The 16,658-nt window shown below is 68.9% G+C and carries 15 protein-coding genes and 2 pseudogenes; 7 read left to right on the forward strand and 10 right to left on the reverse strand.

Going from position 1 to position 16,658, the window contains the following annotated elements; translation table 11 throughout:
• Positions 1-16 precede the first annotated feature (16 nt).
• A complete protein-coding gene (locus BTZ20_RS20500; RefSeq protein WP_077042623.1) occupies positions 17-1,381 on the forward strand; it encodes a spinster family MFS transporter in 1,365 nt (454 codons plus the stop codon).
• A 22-nt stretch (positions 1,382-1,403) separates the two neighbouring features.
• Entirely contained in the window at positions 1,404-1,748 is a 345-nt protein-coding gene (arsC, locus tag BTZ20_RS20505; RefSeq protein WP_077042624.1) for an arsenate reductase (glutaredoxin), read from the forward strand.
• 69 nt (positions 1,749-1,817) lie between these two features.
• Here the strand turns inward: arsC and BTZ20_RS20510 are convergent, their stop codons facing one another.
• Together BTZ20_RS20510 and BTZ20_RS20515 are read right to left on the reverse strand one after the other, a co-directional pair.
• On the reverse strand, positions 1,818-2,261 hold the full coding sequence (locus BTZ20_RS20510; RefSeq protein WP_145982374.1) for a hypothetical protein: 444 nt from the start codon (positions 2,259-2,261) through the stop codon (positions 1,818-1,820).
• A gap of 173 nt (positions 2,262-2,434) precedes the next feature.
• Positions 2,435-3,667 carry an arginine deiminase gene (locus BTZ20_RS20515; protein WP_077042626.1) on the reverse strand — a complete coding sequence of 411 codons (1,233 nt, stop codon included), beginning with the start codon at positions 3,665-3,667 and terminating at the stop codon, positions 2,435-2,437.
• Between the two features lie 101 nt (positions 3,668-3,768).
• On the opposite strand from BTZ20_RS20515, the gene soxR reads away from it, so the two are divergent.
• Positions 3,769-4,233 carry a redox-sensitive transcriptional activator SoxR gene (soxR, locus tag BTZ20_RS20520; protein WP_077042627.1) on the forward strand — a complete coding sequence of 155 codons (465 nt, stop codon included), beginning with the start codon at positions 3,769-3,771 and terminating at the stop codon, positions 4,231-4,233.
• A 23-nt stretch (positions 4,234-4,256) separates the two neighbouring features.
• Here the strand turns inward: soxR and BTZ20_RS20525 are convergent, their stop codons facing one another.
• Positions 4,257-4,874, reverse strand: coding sequence for a response regulator (locus tag BTZ20_RS20525; protein ID WP_037176391.1), 618 nt, complete (start codon positions 4,872-4,874; stop codon positions 4,257-4,259).
• 88 nt (positions 4,875-4,962) lie between these two features.
• A pseudogene (locus BTZ20_RS20530) lies at positions 4,963-6,300 on the reverse strand (histidine kinase); the annotation flags it as partial.
• Here BTZ20_RS20530 and BTZ20_RS20535 point away from each other — a divergent pair.
• Both BTZ20_RS20535 and BTZ20_RS20540 read left to right on the forward strand, forming a co-directional pair.
• Positions 6,227-7,294, forward strand: a complete 1,068-nt coding sequence (locus tag BTZ20_RS20535) for an ABC transporter permease (protein WP_077043865.1) — start codon at positions 6,227-6,229, stop codon at positions 7,292-7,294. The pseudogene BTZ20_RS20530 and the gene BTZ20_RS20535 sit on opposite strands and share 74 nt — an antisense overlap.
• Positions 7,295-7,344: 50 nt before the next feature.
• Positions 7,345-8,028 carry an ABC transporter ATP-binding protein gene (locus BTZ20_RS20540; RefSeq protein WP_077042629.1) on the forward strand — a complete coding sequence of 228 codons (684 nt, stop codon included), beginning with the start codon at positions 7,345-7,347 and terminating at the stop codon, positions 8,026-8,028.
• A 77-nt stretch (positions 8,029-8,105) separates the two neighbouring features.
• On the opposite strand, the gene BTZ20_RS20545 is transcribed toward BTZ20_RS20540, so the two are convergent.
• From BTZ20_RS20545 to BTZ20_RS27400, 5 genes are all read right to left on the reverse strand, one after another.
• The gene (locus BTZ20_RS20545; RefSeq protein WP_145982375.1) at positions 8,106-8,516 is read right to left on the reverse strand and encodes a hypothetical protein; all 411 of its coding nucleotides are present in this window, start codon (positions 8,514-8,516) and stop codon (positions 8,106-8,108) included.
• 313 nt (positions 8,517-8,829) lie between these two features.
• Entirely contained in the window at positions 8,830-9,678 is an 849-nt protein-coding gene (locus tag BTZ20_RS20550) for an SDR family oxidoreductase (RefSeq protein ID WP_077042631.1), read from the reverse strand.
• Between the two features lie 84 nt (positions 9,679-9,762).
• Positions 9,763-10,674: an Ig-like domain-containing protein gene (locus BTZ20_RS20555; RefSeq protein ID WP_145982376.1), complete on the reverse strand. Its 912-nt coding sequence runs from the start codon at positions 10,672-10,674 to the stop codon at positions 9,763-9,765.
• Positions 10,671-11,144, reverse strand: coding sequence for a hypothetical protein (locus tag BTZ20_RS20560; protein ID WP_077042633.1), 474 nt, complete (start codon positions 11,142-11,144; stop codon positions 10,671-10,673). The genes BTZ20_RS20555 and BTZ20_RS20560 overlap by 4 nt, the downstream gene beginning before the upstream one ends.
• A 295-nt stretch (positions 11,145-11,439) precedes the next feature.
• Positions 11,440-11,583: a hypothetical protein gene (locus tag BTZ20_RS27400; protein WP_169310522.1), complete on the reverse strand. Its 144-nt coding sequence runs from the start codon at positions 11,581-11,583 to the stop codon at positions 11,440-11,442.
• A gap of 348 nt (positions 11,584-11,931) precedes the next feature.
• On the opposite strand from BTZ20_RS27400, the pseudogene BTZ20_RS20565 reads away from it, so the two are divergent.
• Together BTZ20_RS20565 and BTZ20_RS20570 are read left to right on the forward strand one after the other, a co-directional pair.
• Positions 11,932-13,340, forward strand: a pseudogene (locus BTZ20_RS20565) (aldehyde dehydrogenase family protein).
• A gap of 32 nt (positions 13,341-13,372) precedes the next feature.
• Entirely contained in the window at positions 13,373-15,151 is a 1,779-nt protein-coding gene (locus BTZ20_RS20570) for an AMP-dependent synthetase/ligase (RefSeq protein WP_077042634.1), read from the forward strand.
• A 58-nt stretch (positions 15,152-15,209) separates the two neighbouring features.
• Here the strand turns inward: BTZ20_RS20570 and BTZ20_RS20575 are convergent, their stop codons facing one another.
• On the reverse strand, positions 15,210-16,640 hold the full coding sequence (locus BTZ20_RS20575; protein ID WP_077042635.1) for an Ig-like domain-containing protein: 1,431 nt from the start codon (positions 16,638-16,640) through the stop codon (positions 15,210-15,212).
• Positions 16,641-16,658: the final 18 nt, after the last annotated feature.

Below are 16,658 nucleotides of genomic sequence, written 5' to 3' on the forward strand. Positions count from 1 at the left end.
GAACCAGCGAGGCCCCATGTCCGTGCACGAACCAACGGTTGCGCCATCGGCGCTGCCTGCCGCCACGACCAAGGTCGTCAGCGGGGCGCTGATCGCCCTGTTCCTGGCGAATCTTGTCAACTTCTTCGACCGCGCGATCCCGTCGGTGGTCGCCGAACCCATCAAGGCCGAGTTCTCGCTCAGCGACCTGCAACTCGGCCTCATCATGTCGGCGTTCACGTTGGTGTACGCGGTGGCGGGACTGCCGCTCGGCCGACTCGCGGACCGCGGCAACCGGCCGAAGATCATCGGCGCCGGGCTGCTGCTGTGGAGCGGACTGACCGCGGCGACCGGCGCCGCGGGCAACTATGTGCTCTTCATCCTGGCCCGACTCGGCGTCGGCGTCGGCGAGGCCAGCTTCACCCCGGCCGCGAATTCGATGATCGGCGACATGTATCCGGCGGAGCGACGCTCACGGGCGCTCGGCGTCTTCATGCTCGGACTCCCGGTCGGACTCATGCTGGCGTACTTCACCGTCGGCAAGATCACGGAGGCCTTCGGTTCCTGGCGGGCGCCGTTCTTCGTTGCGGCCGTGCCCGGTGTGCTGCTCGCCCTTGTCATGTTCCGGATGCGCGACCCCGAACGCGGCGGCTCGGAGCACACCGCGGCAGGCGCCGTGCTCACGGACGACGCCGCGATCACCCGGCCGATCCGCCGACTGCTTTCGATCCCGACCCTGCGTTGGCTGATCCTCGCGGGCTTGACCTTCAACTTCGCCGCGTACGCGGTGAACTCGTTCGTGGTTCCGCTGCTGATGCGCCAGTACGAACTGAAGCTGACGCCTGCCGCCGCGGTCACCGGGATCATCGTCGGCTTGACCGGGCTGATCGGCCTGCTGGCGGGCGCGCGACTGGCGGACCGCGCGGCGACCACGTCACCGAACGCGCGGCTCACCATCGGCGTCGTCAGCTGCGCGGTGGCCGCGCCGCTGACCGCCCTCGCGCTGATGCAGAACGGCGGGAGCGTCGTGGCCTTCACCGCGCTCTTCGCCGCAGGCTGGCTGCTCGCCTACGGCTTCTACATCAGCGTCTACCCCGCGATCCACGACGTGGTGGTCCCGCGACTGCGCGCCACCGCGACCGCACTGTTCTTCGCGGCCATGTACCTGCTCGGTGGATTCTCGGGCCCGGTCGTGGTCGGCGCCATCTCCGACTGGTTCGCTCAGCGGGCCCTCGACGCGGCGGGCACCGGCACGCTGGCACAGTATTCGGGCCAGGGGCTGAACTCGGCGATGTACCTGATCCCGCTGATGTTGGTCCTCACGGCCGTGTTCATCTACCTGGCCACCCGAACCATCGCCGCCGACTCCACCCGGATGCGCCGGTCACTGGAAAGCCGGTGAACGGTTCCGGGACAATGACCTCATGGCCGACGCGACTATTTACCACAACCAGCGCTGCAGCACCTCGCGCACCGTTCTGAAGCTGATCGAGGAGGCCGGCATCGAGCCGACCATCGTCAAGTACCTGGAGACACCGCCCTCGCGAGACGGACTGCGGAAGCTCCTTGACGACGCCGGGCTCAAGCCGAGCGAGGCGATCCGCAAGAAGGAAGCGCTCTACAAGGAACTCGGCCTGGCCGAGGCGAGCGAGGACGAATTGCTCGAGGCCATGGTGGAGAACCCGATCCTCATCGAGCGGCCCATCGTGGTGACGGCCAAGGGCACCGTGCTCGCCAGGCCTGCCGAGCGGGTCTCCACGATCCTGTAGCCACGCCGATCCGAACACGGCCCCGCCGGCTCACGCCGACGGGGCCGTGCTGCGTTCACTTCTGAATCCCTACGATCCCGCCGAACCGAGGAAATCGACCGATCCCAGGTCCATCGACCCGAAGTCGAGCGAGCCCGACGCGTCCTCCTCCTCGGCCTCCACCGGCTCCGGCTCCGTCACGACCGGGGTCTCGGGCACCACGACCTCCTCCGGCGTCCAGACGCCGCAGTTGTAGGTGACGAAGGTGCTGTCGGTGGCCTGCAGCGTGACCGCCGACGGGCCGTTGGTCTGCATGTACTCGATGACCGTCGGCTGCCCGTTCGTGAGCGAGAGCCGCGTCCAGGTGCACGGTGCACCGAGCGTGGTCGGCCCCGTCGACTCGTAGGTGCCCGGCGCGAGCCCGGCGGAACCCACCTGGAACCCCCCGTCGTGGGTGATCACCGGGGTGCCAGCAAAGGCGACGCCCGCGCCCGCGAGAACGCCTCCCGCAACCGCCACGGATGCGATCGACATCGAAACCAGCTTGCGCATAACTTCCTTCCACACTTCGTCCAAGTTGGACAATTGTCCAAGCGAGAAGGTAGCCACAAACGGGGCAATCACACGACGAATCCCGCATTGGTGACGCGAGTCACAGAAGGGGTGCGGCGGCGACGGTTTCGCCTGCCGCATCGGACCTTTGGCGGTCAGAGCAGATCGCGCGACACCGGGCAGGACATGCACCGCGGGCCGCCCCGGCCCGAGCCGAGCTCAGACCCGGAGATGCGCAGCACCTCGATCCCCGATGCCTCCAGTCGCGAGTTCGTCACGACGTTCCGCTCGTAGGCGACGACCACCCCCGGCTCCAGGGCGAGAGTGTTGTTGCCGTCGTCCCACTGCTCGCGTTCGGCGGTGACGTTGTCGAGCCCGGTGTCGATCACCCGGAGCTTGCCGATGCCCATCGCGTCGGCCGCCGCCTTAAGGAACGGTTCGGCCCCTCGAATGCTCACCCCCACGTCCTCACGGTGAATGGTGAACGCGGACAGACTGTCCTGAATGGCGGGATACATCACAACGGCGTCGACGTCGACCATCGTGCACACCGTGTCCAGGTGCATCGACGCTCGCGACTGGGCGATCGGGACCACCAGCACCGAGTGCGCGAGGCCGTCCTCGAAAACGCTGCGCGCCAACGCCTCCGCCCCGGCCGGGGTGGTCCGCTCCCCCACCCCGACGGCCACCACACCCGGCGCGAGCAACAACACGTCGCCGCCCTCGACCGGCGCGGTGTGCGACTCGTAGGCCCGCCGCACCCCGAGGAAGCGGGGGTGGTGCGCGTAGATCAGGTCGGTCAGCGAGGCCTCGCGCACCCGGGCAGGCAGGGCCAGCGCGGTGATAGCGACCCGATCCCCGATCCAGAAGGAGGAGTCCCTGGTGAACAGCAGGTTCGGCAGCGGCTCGATCACGAAGTCGCCACCGTGGTGCATCCGCCGCACCAGCGATGCGCCACCGGGCCCGAGCGGGAGCTCGTCGAATGTCATGCCCGCGGTCAGGATGGTGGCCAGGGCCGCGGGCTCGACGGTCCGCAGGTGCGCGGCGAGCTCCTGGGCGAGCGGGTGCCCGAGCCTGCGGGGGTCGACGGCCGCCGAGATGCCCTGCATGCGGGCCGCCCCGCTCACGGTCAGGGTCTCGGTGAGCACCTCGGACAACAGCAGCACCTCGACCCCACGCGAGCGCAGCAGCGCGGCGAACGCGTCGTGTTCCTCCTGCGCCCGGTCCACCCAGGGCAACCCGTCGAACAGCAGTTGGTCGTTGTTGCGCGGGGTCAGCCGCTTGAGCTCGTCGCCGGGGCGGTGCAGCAGCACGGTGCGCAGGGTGCCCACCTCGGAGTTGGCCCCCAGTACGGACGGCCCCTCGTTTCCCACGACGCTGCGCTCCATGGCTAGACGGTAGTGCGCGCCGGGCCGCGCCGCGAGGGCTTCGATTCACGGGCCGACCCGATTCCCTCAACTATGGTCGAGGTCGACGAGGGGAGGCGCCGGTGGAGATGCCGGACTGGAAGGCCAAGCAACTCACCCCAGGGCAGCTGTCCGAACGCAGCGGGGTGGCGGTGTCCGCGTTGCACTTCTACGAGCGCGAGGGGCTCATCGAGAGTCGGCGAACCAGCGGGAACCAGCGCCGCTATGCACGCGACACCCTGCGCCGGGTGGCCTTCATCCGGATCTCCCAGCAGGTCGGCATCCCGCTCGCGGAGATCCGGGAGGCGCTCGACACCCTGCCCGAGGGACGGACCCCGACCCGGGCCGACTGGGAACGGCTCTCGACGAGCTGGCACGCCGACCTGGACCGGCGCATCGAGCAGTTGACCCGACTCCGGGACAACCTCACCGGCTGCATCGGCTGCGGTTGCCTGTCCATGAACAGCTGCGCGCTCGCCAACCCGCACGACCGGCTCGCCACCGCGGGCCCCGGCGCCCGGGTACTGGACGTTAGACTCCGCTGCTGACCACCCGGGCTCGGCGCACGGCCTCAGCGCAGCAGGCCGCGCTCGCGCGCCGCGGCAACGGCGGCCGTCCTGCTGTCCACGCCGAGCTTCGAGAACACATGCACCAGATGTGACTTCACGGTCGCCTCGGTGACGAACAGTTGCTTGGCGATGGCCCGGTTCGACAGCCCGTCCGCCACCAGCCGGACGATCTCCGTCTCGCGGGCGCTCAGGTCGACCCGGGGCTCGCGAATCCGCCGGTATAACCGTTGCGCCACATCCGGATTGAGTACCGTCTCGCCCCTGGACGCGGCCCACACCGCGTCCAGCAGCACCTGCGGATCGCTGTCCTTGAGCAGGTACCCGGCCGCACCGGCCTCGACCGCGCGCAGGATGTCGGCGTCGGTGTCATAGGTGGTGAGCACCACCACCCGCGGCGGATCGGGTCGGGCCATGATCGCCTCGGTGGACTGCGCGCCGTCCATGCCCGCGCCGAGCCGCAGGTCCATCAGCACCACGTCCGGTCGGGTCGTCTCGACCAATTCGAGCGCCTGCTCGCCCGAGGCCGCCTCCGCCACCACGTCCAGGCCCTCGTGCGAGGACAGCAGGGCCCGCAACCCCGCCCGGACCACCGGATGATCGTCGACCAGCAACAGCCGCAGCCGCGGGCCGGTCACGACTGTGCCCCGAGACGGGAAGGGTTGCCGCCAGGGCAGTTCCGTCGCCCGGCGCCGATTCGACGACCAGCGAGCCGCCCAGCGTCTCGAGCCGGTCGCGCATCGCGCGCAGTCCGAACGAGGCCGGATCGACCACGGAAGCGGGATCGAACCCCACCCCGTCGTCCACGACATCGAGACGCACCTCGTCCTGATCGTAGCTCAGTGTCACCCGGACGTTCTCGGCCAGCGAATGCAGCCGGACGTTGGCCAGCGCACTCTGGGCCACCCGCAACAACGCCACATCGAAGTCCATCGGCAGCGGCAACGGATCCCCCTCGACATGTAGCAGGCCGACGATCCCGGTGTGCGTACCCAGCTGCGTCAACTGGCGGCCGAGCGCGGACTCCAGCGAGGCGTCCTCGAGCGCCGACGGCGTCAGCGCCCCGACCACCCTGCGAGCCTCGCCGAGGTTGTCCTGGGCGGTCTCCGCGATCTGCGCCAGGACCGCCTTCGGGTCATCGCCGCGCTCCCCCGCGCGCGCCAACAGCACGATGGACGAGAAGCCCTGCGCGAGGGTGTCATGGATATCCCTCGCCAGCCGCGCTCGCTCGGCCACCGCGCCCGCCTCGCGTTGCAGCGCATTCAATTCGCCCTGCGCGCTGAGCAATTCGTCGTGAGATCGGGTCAGCTCGTCCAACAGGCGCTGACGTTGCTGGGTGTCGCGCAGCAACTGCTGGTAGATCAGCGCCATCCCCGCGGCGGCGGTCGCCCCGAAGATCGGACCGAGGAAGGACGCAACGGTGTTGCTGGTTCCGTGCCAGAGCGAGGCGGCGATGACAACAGCGGTGATCGCGACCGTCGCCGCCAGCGCCACCCTGGTCGAGAGCAGATGGAAGCACAGGAAGAACAGCGGGAACGCCACCCACACGAAGCCGGCACCGAGCACGGACAGCCCGAGCCAGCCGAGCACCAGGACCCCCAGCCACAGCGGTCCATACCAGTCGCGGCCCGTTGCCTCGGCGGCGCGACGGGCGAACCACACCCCGAGCAGATACCAGACCAGTACCGCCGCGGCCAGCACGAATGCGGGCAGCGGATCCGGCTCATCGACGGCCGCCCTTGCGGTTCCGACGGCCAGCAGGACGAGGAACAGCCCGTGCGCGCCGAACTGCATGATGCGCAGCACAGGCGTCGTGCCGCGGGCGTGGCGGTATTCGGGCAGCAGCATTTCATCCACGCTAACACCACCCCGGGGCTCTGACCGGCCTCGATCGGCGATGTCCAACTTTCGATTGACCCGGGTACCCATCCGTTGCGCGATGCCGGACCGGGCCCCTTTCGCGAGGCTGGAAGCCATGTTCCTCAGTATTCGTGACCTCCGATTCGCCAAGGGCCGCTTCGCTCTGATGAGCGCGGTCCTCTTCCTCATCTCGCTGATGGTCGTGATGCTCTCCGGCCTCACTGCCGGGCTCGGGAACCAGTCGATCGCGGCGATCCAGAGCGTGGGCGCCGATCGGTTCGCGTTCGGCGAGCCCGCCGAGGGTCAGAAGGTCGCGTTCACCGACTCCCAGGTCACCGAGGCCCAGCGGGCACAGCTCGCCTCCACCCCCGGCGTGGACGAGGCCTCGATCCTCGGCATCGCGCCGGTGCGGATCACCGCTGACGGTCGCGATGTCAGCGCCAGCGGCTTCGGCGTCGCGGGCGATTCCTTCGCCGCGCCTGCCCAGCTGCACACCGGCGAGATCGCGGTCGACCGGAAGCTCGCGGACGACAACGGCTGGGCCGTCGGCACCACCGTCGACATCGCCGGGCACCCGCTCACGATCGGCACGCTCGTCGACGACTCGTACTACAGCCACCAGTCGGTGGTGTGGCTCGACCTCGCGGACTGGCGCCTGCTGCCGACCGCGGGCGACAGCGAGGGCACGACGATCGCGCTGCGCACCTCCTCCGACTTCGACGCGGCGGCCGCCGAGTCCCTCACCGGCACCGCCATCACCGACGAGAAGGGCGCGCTCAACGCGATCGGCGCATACTCCTCCGAGCGCGGCTCGCTGCTGCTGATGCAGGGGATGCTGCTGGCGATCAGCGCGTTGGTCGTCGGTGCCTTCTTCACCATCTGGACCATCCAGCGCGGTCAGGACCTGGCGGTCCTCAAGGCCGTCGGCGCCTCCACCTGGTACCTGCTCGTCGACGCACTCGGCCAGGGGCTGATCGTGCTCACCCTCGGCGCGGGCCTCGGCACCCTCGCCGCCATCGGGCTCGGCTCGGTGGCCGCGGCCGCGGTCCCGTTCACCCTCACTGTGACCGGCACTCTCGTCCCGTTCTTCGCGCTGATCGCACTGGGCATGCTCGGCGCCGCGGCGGCCCTGACACGCATCGTCAAGGTCGACCCGCTGACCGCGCTCGGCGCGGCCAGGTAACCGCCGACCGTACCGCCGGCACACCTAAACCCCACGCCCCAGGAGTATCCATGAGCATCACACTGAAGAACACGGTCCTCACCTACCCCGACGGCGACACCCGGCTGCGTGCCCTCGACGATGTGTCCCTCACGGTCGAGCGCGGCCAACTCGCCGCGATCACCGGGCCGTCCGGCTCGGGCAAATCCAGCCTGCTCGCCGTCGCAGGCCTGCTGATCACCCCCGACTCGGGCACCGTCACCATCGACGGCACCGACGTCACCGGCCTGGACCGGACGGCCCGCACCACCGTGCGCCGCCAGCAGCTCGGATTCGTCTTCCAGCAGGCCAACCTGATGGCATCTCTGACCGCAACGGAGCAGTTGCTGATGATCACCCACCTCGGCGGCGGAAGCGTTCGCGGCCAGCGCGCCAGGGCAAGGGACCTGCTGTCCACCTTGGGGCTCGAGAAGCAGCTGGACCGGCGACCGCACCAGCTCTCCGGCGGACAACGGCAGCGGGTCGCGATCGCGCGCAGCCTGATGAACGACCCGTCGGTGTTGCTCGTGGACGAGCCGACCTCGGCGCTGGACGAGGACCGCAGCCGCGAGATCGTGGAACTGCTGGCCGCGCTCAGCCACGAACGCAACGTGGCGATCGTGATGGTCACCCACGACCTCAGCCAGCTCGACCTTGTCGACGGCGTCTACGAGATGCACAGCGGGGCCCTGTCGACGGCGGCAGTGTCCGCGTAGCTGCACGCGAATGAGCCCCCGCGTTGGCGGGGGCTCATCATGCTGCGCCGAAGCGCGGTGACCTGATCCGTCGGATCTCAGGGGCCGATGACCGGCCCGGCGGGACCGATGACAGGACCGGCGGGACCACTGGGCGGGTTCGGAACGACCGGCGGCTGGGCCTGGCCCGGTTCGAGAACATCCGAATCGGCGACGTGGCCCGGACCCTCGAAGGGTCCCTTCGGACCGACCGGCGGCTCGGCCTGGCCCGGATCGAGAACATCCGTGTCGCCGACCTTGCCCGGACCCTCGAACGGGCCCTTCGGACCGCGGGGCGGCTCGACGACCGGCGGCTCGACGACCGGCTGGTGCGCCGGAGGGGCGGCGGGAGCCGCGACCGGCGGAGCGAAGACGGGGCCGGGATCAGTGGTGTACGAGCCCGGGTTCCCGGCGTCGTCGGCCTCGGGGACGGAGCCGGCCGACTCCTCCTGCCCACCGTCGCTGTTCACCACGTTTCCCTGCTTCACCTGCGGCGGCGCGCTCCGACCCCTGGCCCGGTGCGGGGACACCGTCGGTGCTGCTACCGCACGCCGACAGCGTGGCGATACCGGCGAGCGCGAACCCCGCCACGGCGAGTGCGGCGAGCGTATTGCGGGAAGTGATGTTGCGAGCGATGGAGTGCCTCCTGGGTGTCGGGGAGCTGGTGGGCTCCTACAACCAGCCTCCGGCACCACCCGCCGCCCAGATAGGCACCCAAGGGTCACCGCCACCCACCCTCGAGAACCGAGCGGGTGTTTCGAACGCGATCAGAGGACCGCCGGTTCAGACCGGCGGCAGGAGCTTGCTGAACTGGTCGTTGGCCTTCTGCATCACGAACTCGTACGGCGGGGCGAACTTGCGCGCCCACCAGTAGCCGAACCGGATGTCGTTCGAGGTGTAGACCAGGTAGCGGTCCTTCTTGATGCCGCGGACGATGCACTCCGCGACCTTCTCCGGCGAGACCGCGCGCTTCTCGAAGCGGTGCACCAGCTTTCGGATCCGCGGATCATCGCGGTCCACCCCGGCGATCTGGACGGTTCCGACCAGCGGGGTCTTCACTCCCCCCGGCACGACGAGGCTGACGCCGATGCCGTGCCGCTTGAGGTCGAAGCGCAGGACCTCCGAGACGCCGCGGAGACCGAACTTGCTGGCGCTGTAGGCGGCGTGCCACGGCAACGCGAGCAGGCCCGCAGCGGAGGAGACGTTGACCAGGTGCCCGCCGCGGCCTGCGCGCACCATCGGCGGCACGAAGTTCTCGATGATGTGGATGGGCCCCATCAGGTTGACGTCGACCATCGACTTCCAGTGCCGGTGTTCGAGGTTCTCCACGGTGCCCCAGGCGGAGATGCCCGCGACGTTCATCACCACGTCCATGGCGCCGTGCGCACCGTCGATCTCCGTCGCCCACGCGGTGACGGCGTCGTAGTCGGACACGTCCAGCGCCTTCGAGGCGGTCACCGCGCTTCCTGCCATGACCACCGTCTCGGCCAGACCGACCTCGTTGATGTCGGTGAGGAACAGCTCGGCGCCCTCCGCCGCGGCGGCAAGGGCCGTCGCCCGGCCGATCCCGCTACCGGCCCCGGTGATCAGGCACTTCTTCCCCGCAGGTCCTTCACGATGGCCTTCCCTCACGTCGTCCGGTCGCTCACGCGGAGTCTAACGACAACGGCGCCCCGCCCGGGAGATCCGGGGCGGGGCGCCGTCAGCTGTCAGCGATCAGGAACCGAAGTTCGGGAGCGAGCCGCCCCCGCCACCGGTAACCGGCTCGTCCTGGACGGTGACCGTCGTGGACGCCTCCGAACCGAGGTAGCCAGGCGCACCGGAGTACACCGCGCGCACGTCACGGACGCCACTGGTGGTGAACAGGTAGCTCAGGCTGGCCTGCCCGTCCTTCACCGTGGCGGGGTTGCCGAGCGGCTCGGCGCCGCTGAAGAACTGGACGGTGCCGCCGTTCGCCCTCGGTGCGACGTTGGCCCGCAGGAACACGAAAACACCCTTCTGCGCGATCGCCGGGACATTCAGAGTGGTCGTGGTCGCGACATCAGCCGCGCCCGGATCCGTGATGTTCAGGGTCTGGGCAACGGAGGTGGAGCCGGCGAACCCGGGGGCGCCGGAGAACACCGCGGTGATGGTCTTGTTGCCCGGCACCGTGAAGTTCTGGGTGACGCTGGCCTTGCCGTCGGCACCGACCGGAGCGGTCCCCAGCACGGTGAGGCCGTTCTTGAACGTGAGGGTGCCCGCGCCGGGGAACGGCGAAACCTGCGCCTCGATGATCACGTCGACGTTGATCGGGGACGAGCTCGGCATGATCAGGGTCGTCTGCGTGGTCTGATCGCCCGGGTCGACGGTGACCGACTGCACGGCGGACACCGACTCGGTCGCGAACGGCGTCGCGAGGAACTTCGCGGTCAGATCGTGCGGACCGGCCTGGTTGGCGGCAGGCTTCCACTTGAACGAGGCAGCCCCCGCGGCGTCAAGCGCGCCTGAGCCGATCTCGTTCGTGCCGGAGAAGAACTTCACGAGGTCGCCCGCGCGGCCGCCGAGCACCTTGGACTTCAGCGTCGACTCGACGCCCGCCTTGAGCGGGCCGACCGGCTCGAGCACGGTCGTGCTGACGTTCTTTGTCACCACGTACGCCGGACCGAGGGTGAGGTTCTCCCCGAGGACGCGACGGCGCCGTACTTGATGCCGGTGTTCAGCGCCACCTCCCTGGCGCAGTTGGCCCCGATGACGTACTGGAACTCGAAGGTCGGTGAGGTGGACGCGTCCCAGCTGCCCGCGACCCGCAGCAGGCCCGCACCGTTGCTCGCCAGGGGAACGGGGAGGCCGGCGACCTTCGCCGAGTCCTTCTTGTAGGTGAGGCAGGTGTTGCGGTGATCCTCGAACCAGTTGACGGTGTCGGTTCCGGCGATCGTGGTGGACACCGTGACCACCTCGCCCTCGGCCGGTGCGACGTTGCTGATCGTGCGGGTGAAGTTCTTACCCCCGTCCGCCCATGTGATCGTCGCGGGCGCGGCGCTCGCGCCACCCGCCCCCAGCGTCACCGCGAACCCCGCGGTGACCGCGAAAGCGCCTCCCATCGCAATGGTGCGGCGCACAGACCTCCCCGACATGCATTTCCTCCCAAAGACGAGGGCGCCCACACGTGTTGGGGTTGCCCTGTTGTGTCGTCACGGAATCCGACTCACCCGCAGCGGAGCCGTCGGCGTGCACAGAATCGAGCAGAAGTAGACCACGCCGGTCCCGCGCCCGATGTCGTTTTGGCAGAAGAAAGTGGACGGTTGTGCAAGTCATCGCGACCCGGTCGCGTACGGCGCCGAGCGGCCGCGAACGGGCGCTCGAACGGAACGCATCTGCGCAGCTAGGGCACGCGCGTCCCGCTCGCCACAGGCGTCACAGCCTGGTGGACATCTCGTCCTGGTAGTCCCGGATCGTCTTCTCGATGCTGTCGGCATCCTCCGGATCCCCATGGCGGCGGGCCTCGTCCGCGCGATCCCGCAACGTCCTGATCGCCTTGCGCAATTCGTTGTCGGTCATCCTGTGATCCATGTCACCAAGTGTGCCCGGCTCGGCGACTCGAGGCCAGTGCTGAATCCGGCGCGATGGGCGGTCGCGAGCCTTGACGCTCACGCCGCACGCGACGAGTGTTGATCACATGTATTCGGGGGCCTCGCGCCCCGATGGATGGGTCGCGAGGACATTCGCGAAGTCGCATACGCACGAACCGCGCAACGGCTCGTGCGGGCACCCTCTGACCCGCGTGGAGACCACCGGCTCCCGGGCAGTCCGCACCCGCCTCGAACGTGGCCTACGCCGTCTCGCCCGTGCTCCAGATCGACCGATGTGGCGAGTCCGGCCTTCTTCGCACGCAGAGAAGAGGCAGCCATGAAGAGCGATCTGCACTCAGCGCCCCACGCCACCGACTCGCCCATACCGATTCCCGAGGTGGTCGCGGCGCTGCGCGCGACATACGCCTCGGGTCGCACCAGGCCCGCGACGTGGCGCATCGAGCAGCTGCGCGGCATCGAGCGACTGCTGGACGAGCGTGAGGGTGAGATCGCGGCGGCGCTCGCCGAGGATCTCGGGCGCAGCGCCGTCGAGGCATGGCTGATCGACATCAGCAACCCCAAGGTCGAGGCGGCCTATGCGCGCAAACGGGTACGAAGGTGGATGCGCCGCCGACCACAGCCACTGCCGCTCAACCAACTTCCGGCGCTGGGGTGGGTGCAGTACGAGCCACTCGGGGTGGTGCTCGTGATCGCGCCATGGAACGCCCCGGTTGTCCTCGCTCTGAATCCGCTGGTCGCGGCGCTTGCTGCGGGGAACTGCGCGGTGGTCAAACCGTCCGAGCTCGCCCCGGCCACCTCGCGCCTGCTGGCCCGACTGATCCCCACTACCTCGACGACGAGGCAGTCGTGGTGGTCGAAGGCGACGGGCGCACGACGCAGGAACTCCTCGCCCAAGGGTTCGATCACGCGTTCTTCACCGGCGGCACCGAAATCGGCAAGAAGGTGATGGCCGGTGCCGCCGCGCACCTGACCCCGGTGACGCTCGAACTCGGCGGCAAGAGCCCGGCAATCGTCACGAGAGACGCGGATCTCGCCGTCACCGCTCGACGCATCGCCTGGACGAACCTGCTCAATTCCGGCCAGATCTGCATGGCACCGGACTACGTGCTGGTCGATCGCGCCATCCGGGACGAGCTCGTCGAGCGGATCGCCACAACCGTCACCGAAATCCGGGCGCAGGAGCCGTCTCCGGGCTTGCGAATAGTCAACGAGCGCCAGTTCGAGCGGCTGACCGGGTATCTCTCGACCACCGGAGCCACCGTTGCGCTCGGCGGCAGCTCCGACCGGGCTGCGCTGACGATCGAACCCACCGTGCTGGTGGAACCGAGCCACGACGAACCGGTGATGACCGAGGAGATCTTCGGGCCAATCCTGCCGGTACTTGCCGTCGATTCACTGAACGAGGCCATCACCTTCGTCAACTCCCGGCCCAAACCCCTTGCCGCGTATATCTTCACGGGGTCGCGTACCGACCGTCGCCGAATGCTGTCCGAGGTGAGCTCCGGTGGCGCGGTAGTCAACCATCTGATGTTTCAGTACGTACCGCCTCAACTCCCGTTCGGTGGGGTCGGCGCCAGTGGCATGGGCTCCTACAAGGGCAGGTGGGGGTTCGAGGCGCTTAGTCACCGAAAGTCCGTGCTGGTCAAGCCTTTCAAGCCAGACCCTCGCTACTTCTACCCGCCTTACACGGACCGTGCGATCAAGGTCATGCGCAGGTTTCTCTAGCCCTCGTTCGTCTCACCTCGAGGAGTTTCACGATGAACACGAGCAACGCGTCACCTCAGACACTGTGTGAGGCCTTCCAGACCACCGCCGCGACCTACCCGGACGCCGTCGCGCTCCGAACCCCCGGCGACGGCGTGGTGATCACCTGGCGCCTCTACGCCGAACGAGTCCGCCGGATCGCCGCGGGCCTGGCGAAACTCGGTGTCCGCCACCGCGACACCGTCGGGCTCATGCTGACCAACCGCCCCGAGTTCCACCTGCTCGACACCGCTGCGCTGCACGCGGGCGCGACCCCGTTCTCGGTGTACAACATGCTCGCCGCCGAGCAGCTGAACTACGTGCTGACGAACGCCGGAAACAAGGTCATGATCTGCGAAGAGCAGTTCCTGCCCGTCCTGCGCGACGCGATCGCGGGCACCGCCGTCGAGCGGATCGTCTGCGTGGACGGGGACGCCGAGGACACGACGAGCCTGCGGGATCTCGAGGCGAACGGCGACCGGGACTTCGACTTCGAGGCCTCCTGGCGGGCCGTCGAACCAGACGACCTGCTCACCATCATCTACACCTCGGGCACCACCGGGCCGCCGAAAGGTGTGGAGCTCACGCACGCGAACATCCTCGCCGAGTACGACGCGGTGAGGGACATCGCGAATCTGGGTCCGGCCGACCGGTACCTCTCCTATCTGCCCGACGCGCACATCGCGAACCGGCTTTTTCACTACGGCAGCCTCAAGGGCGGCATCCAGATCACCACGCTCGCGGACGCGAAGCAGGCGGTAACGGCCTTGCCGGACGTTCGGCCCACGGTGCTCCTGGCCGTGCCGCAGGTTTGGTACAAACTCAAGGCAGCGATCGAGCTGGCGCTCATCGACGAACCCAGCACTGCGAAGAGACGTCTGGCGGACTGGGCCATCGGGCTCGGTCGCCGCAAGGTCCGATTGGAATCCGACCAGGCTCCGGTGCCGCGGACCCTGCGCATCCAGCACGCGGTCGCCGACCGCCTCGTACTCGGCTCCGTCCGCGCGAAACTCGGGCTGGACCAGGTGCGCGTCGCGATTTCGGCGGCCGCCGCGCTGTCGCCGGACACGCTGGAGTTCGTGCTCGGGCTCGGCATACCGTGCGTCGAGGCATGGGGCCTGTCCGAGACCACCGGCGGCGTCACCGTCAACCGACCGGACGCCATTCGGATCGGCACCGTCGGGCGGGCCGTCAAGGGTGCGGTGCTCAGGCTGGCCGAGGACGGCGAACTGTTGGTTTCCGGTCCCGTCGTCATGAAGGGCTACCGAAACGACCCCGCCAAGACCGCCGAGGCCCTCGACCCCGACGGCTGGTTGCACACCGGCGACATCGCGACCATCGACGCCGACGGCTACGTCACGATCGTGGACCGGAAGAAGGAACTGATCATCAACGCCGGGGGAAAGAACATGTCGCCGTCGAACATCGAGGGCACCATCCGTGCCGCCAGCTCGCTGATCGGCGGCGCGGTGGTCATCGGCAACGACCGCCCCTACGTCGTCGCCCTGCTGACACTGGACCCCGACGCCGCGGCCGCCTTCGCCACCCGCAACGGCATCCACAACGGGTCCCCCGGCGACCTCGCCTCGAACCCCGTGGTGCGCGCGGAGATCGACAGCGCCATCGCATCGGCCAACGCGAAACTCTCTCGCGTCGAGCAGGTCAAGAAGTTCACGCTGCTGGCGGCGATCTGGGAGCCGGGTGGTGACGAGTTCACCCCGACCATGAAGCTGCGCCGCAAGCCCATCGACGCCAAGTACGCCCGCGAGATCGAGGAGCTGTACGCCGGCTGACACGACGAAGGCGGCCCCTGACGACTAATCGTCAGGGGCCGCCTTCGCAGGATCTAGATCAGGATCCGAAGATCGATCCGAGGCTGCCCGCACCACCGGGGGTGCCACCGCCGGTGCCCGTCACGACGACGGATTCCTGGTCGGCGGACGCGTTCACGGTGCCCGCACCGGAGTACTCAGCGGTGATGATGCGCTGACCCTCGTTCGCGGGAGTCCACGAGAGGCTGGCCTGGCCGCCCGCGTTCACCTGCGCGGTGCCGATGACGATGTCACCGTCCTTGAACGTGACCGTGCCACCCGCGTCGCCGGGCGTGACCTGCGCCGAGATCGTCTGCGCCGCGCCGACCTTGGGAGCGCCACCCAGGGTGAGCACCGTGGTCGAGTTGGTGTTGCCCGCCGGGGCCTCCGCCACGGTCACTGTCGCGTTGGCCGTCGACCCCGTGACGCCGGAGCGCCCGGAGAACGTCGCGGCGATCGAGTGGCTGCCCGCGGTCGACGGCACCCAGGTGTAGGTGGCCACGCCGTTGGCATCCACCGGCACGTCGGCCAGCGTCGCAGCGCCGTCCTTGAACGCGACGGTGCCGCCCGCGCCCGTGGGAGAGACGGTCGCCTTCAACACGGTGGACCGACCGACCTCAGCGCCCGAGATCGGGGCGAGCACGGTCGAGGACACCGCATCGGCCTGCGAGACCTGCACGGTCTGCACCGGCGACTGCGAGCCCTCGGCCCGCGGGGTCGCCAGGAACTTCGCGGACAGGCCGTGCGCGCCGCGGGTGGCGGGCGTCCAGTTGAACGTCGCCTCGCCTGCACCGTTCAGCGCGGCCTGACCGATCTTCACCGTGCCGTCGAAGAACTCGACGGGATTGCCCTCGGCGCCACCGGTCACGGTCGCCTTCAGCGGAACCGACTGGCCGACCTGCACGTTGGCCGGGGTGGCCAGAGCGGTCGTGGAGGTGTTGATCCGCACCGAGACCGTGGGGCCCTTGTCCTGGTAGGTGCCGGAACCGAGCGAGCCGCCGTAGTGCACCGTCGTCATCAGCGGGACGTTGCGGTCACAGTTCGCGCCGACCTTGTAGGAGAACTCGAACGTCCGCAGATTGGGGCTGATGTGCGGGTACAGCGGCCACTCGATGCTGCTGCCCTTGACCTTCGCGAAGTCCGCGCCCTGGCTGTCCAGTCCGCGCGGCGAGCCGTCCACCTTCGCCGAACCGTCCACGTACGTCAGGCAGGCCGGGTGGACATCCTTGACCTCGTAGATGTACTCGACGACGCCGCCGGTCCGGTCGAACTGGGTGGTCGAGGTGATGATGTCGCCCTCGGCGGGGGTGGTGTCGCTGATCGTGCGGGTGATCCGCTCGCTGCCGTCGTCCCAGGTCACGCTCGCAGGCGCCGCGCCCGCGACACCCGCGCCCACCGTTGCCGCGAACCCGGCCGACAAGGCCAGCACGCCAGCCCCGCCAACCACGCGACGAATGCTCTTGTCAGACATACATTTCCCCTCTATGCG

It is taken from the genome of Rhodococcus sp. MTM3W5.2, assembly GCF_001984015.1.
GTDB lineage: Bacteria > Actinomycetota > Actinomycetes > Mycobacteriales > Mycobacteriaceae > Rhodococcus_G > Rhodococcus_G oryzae.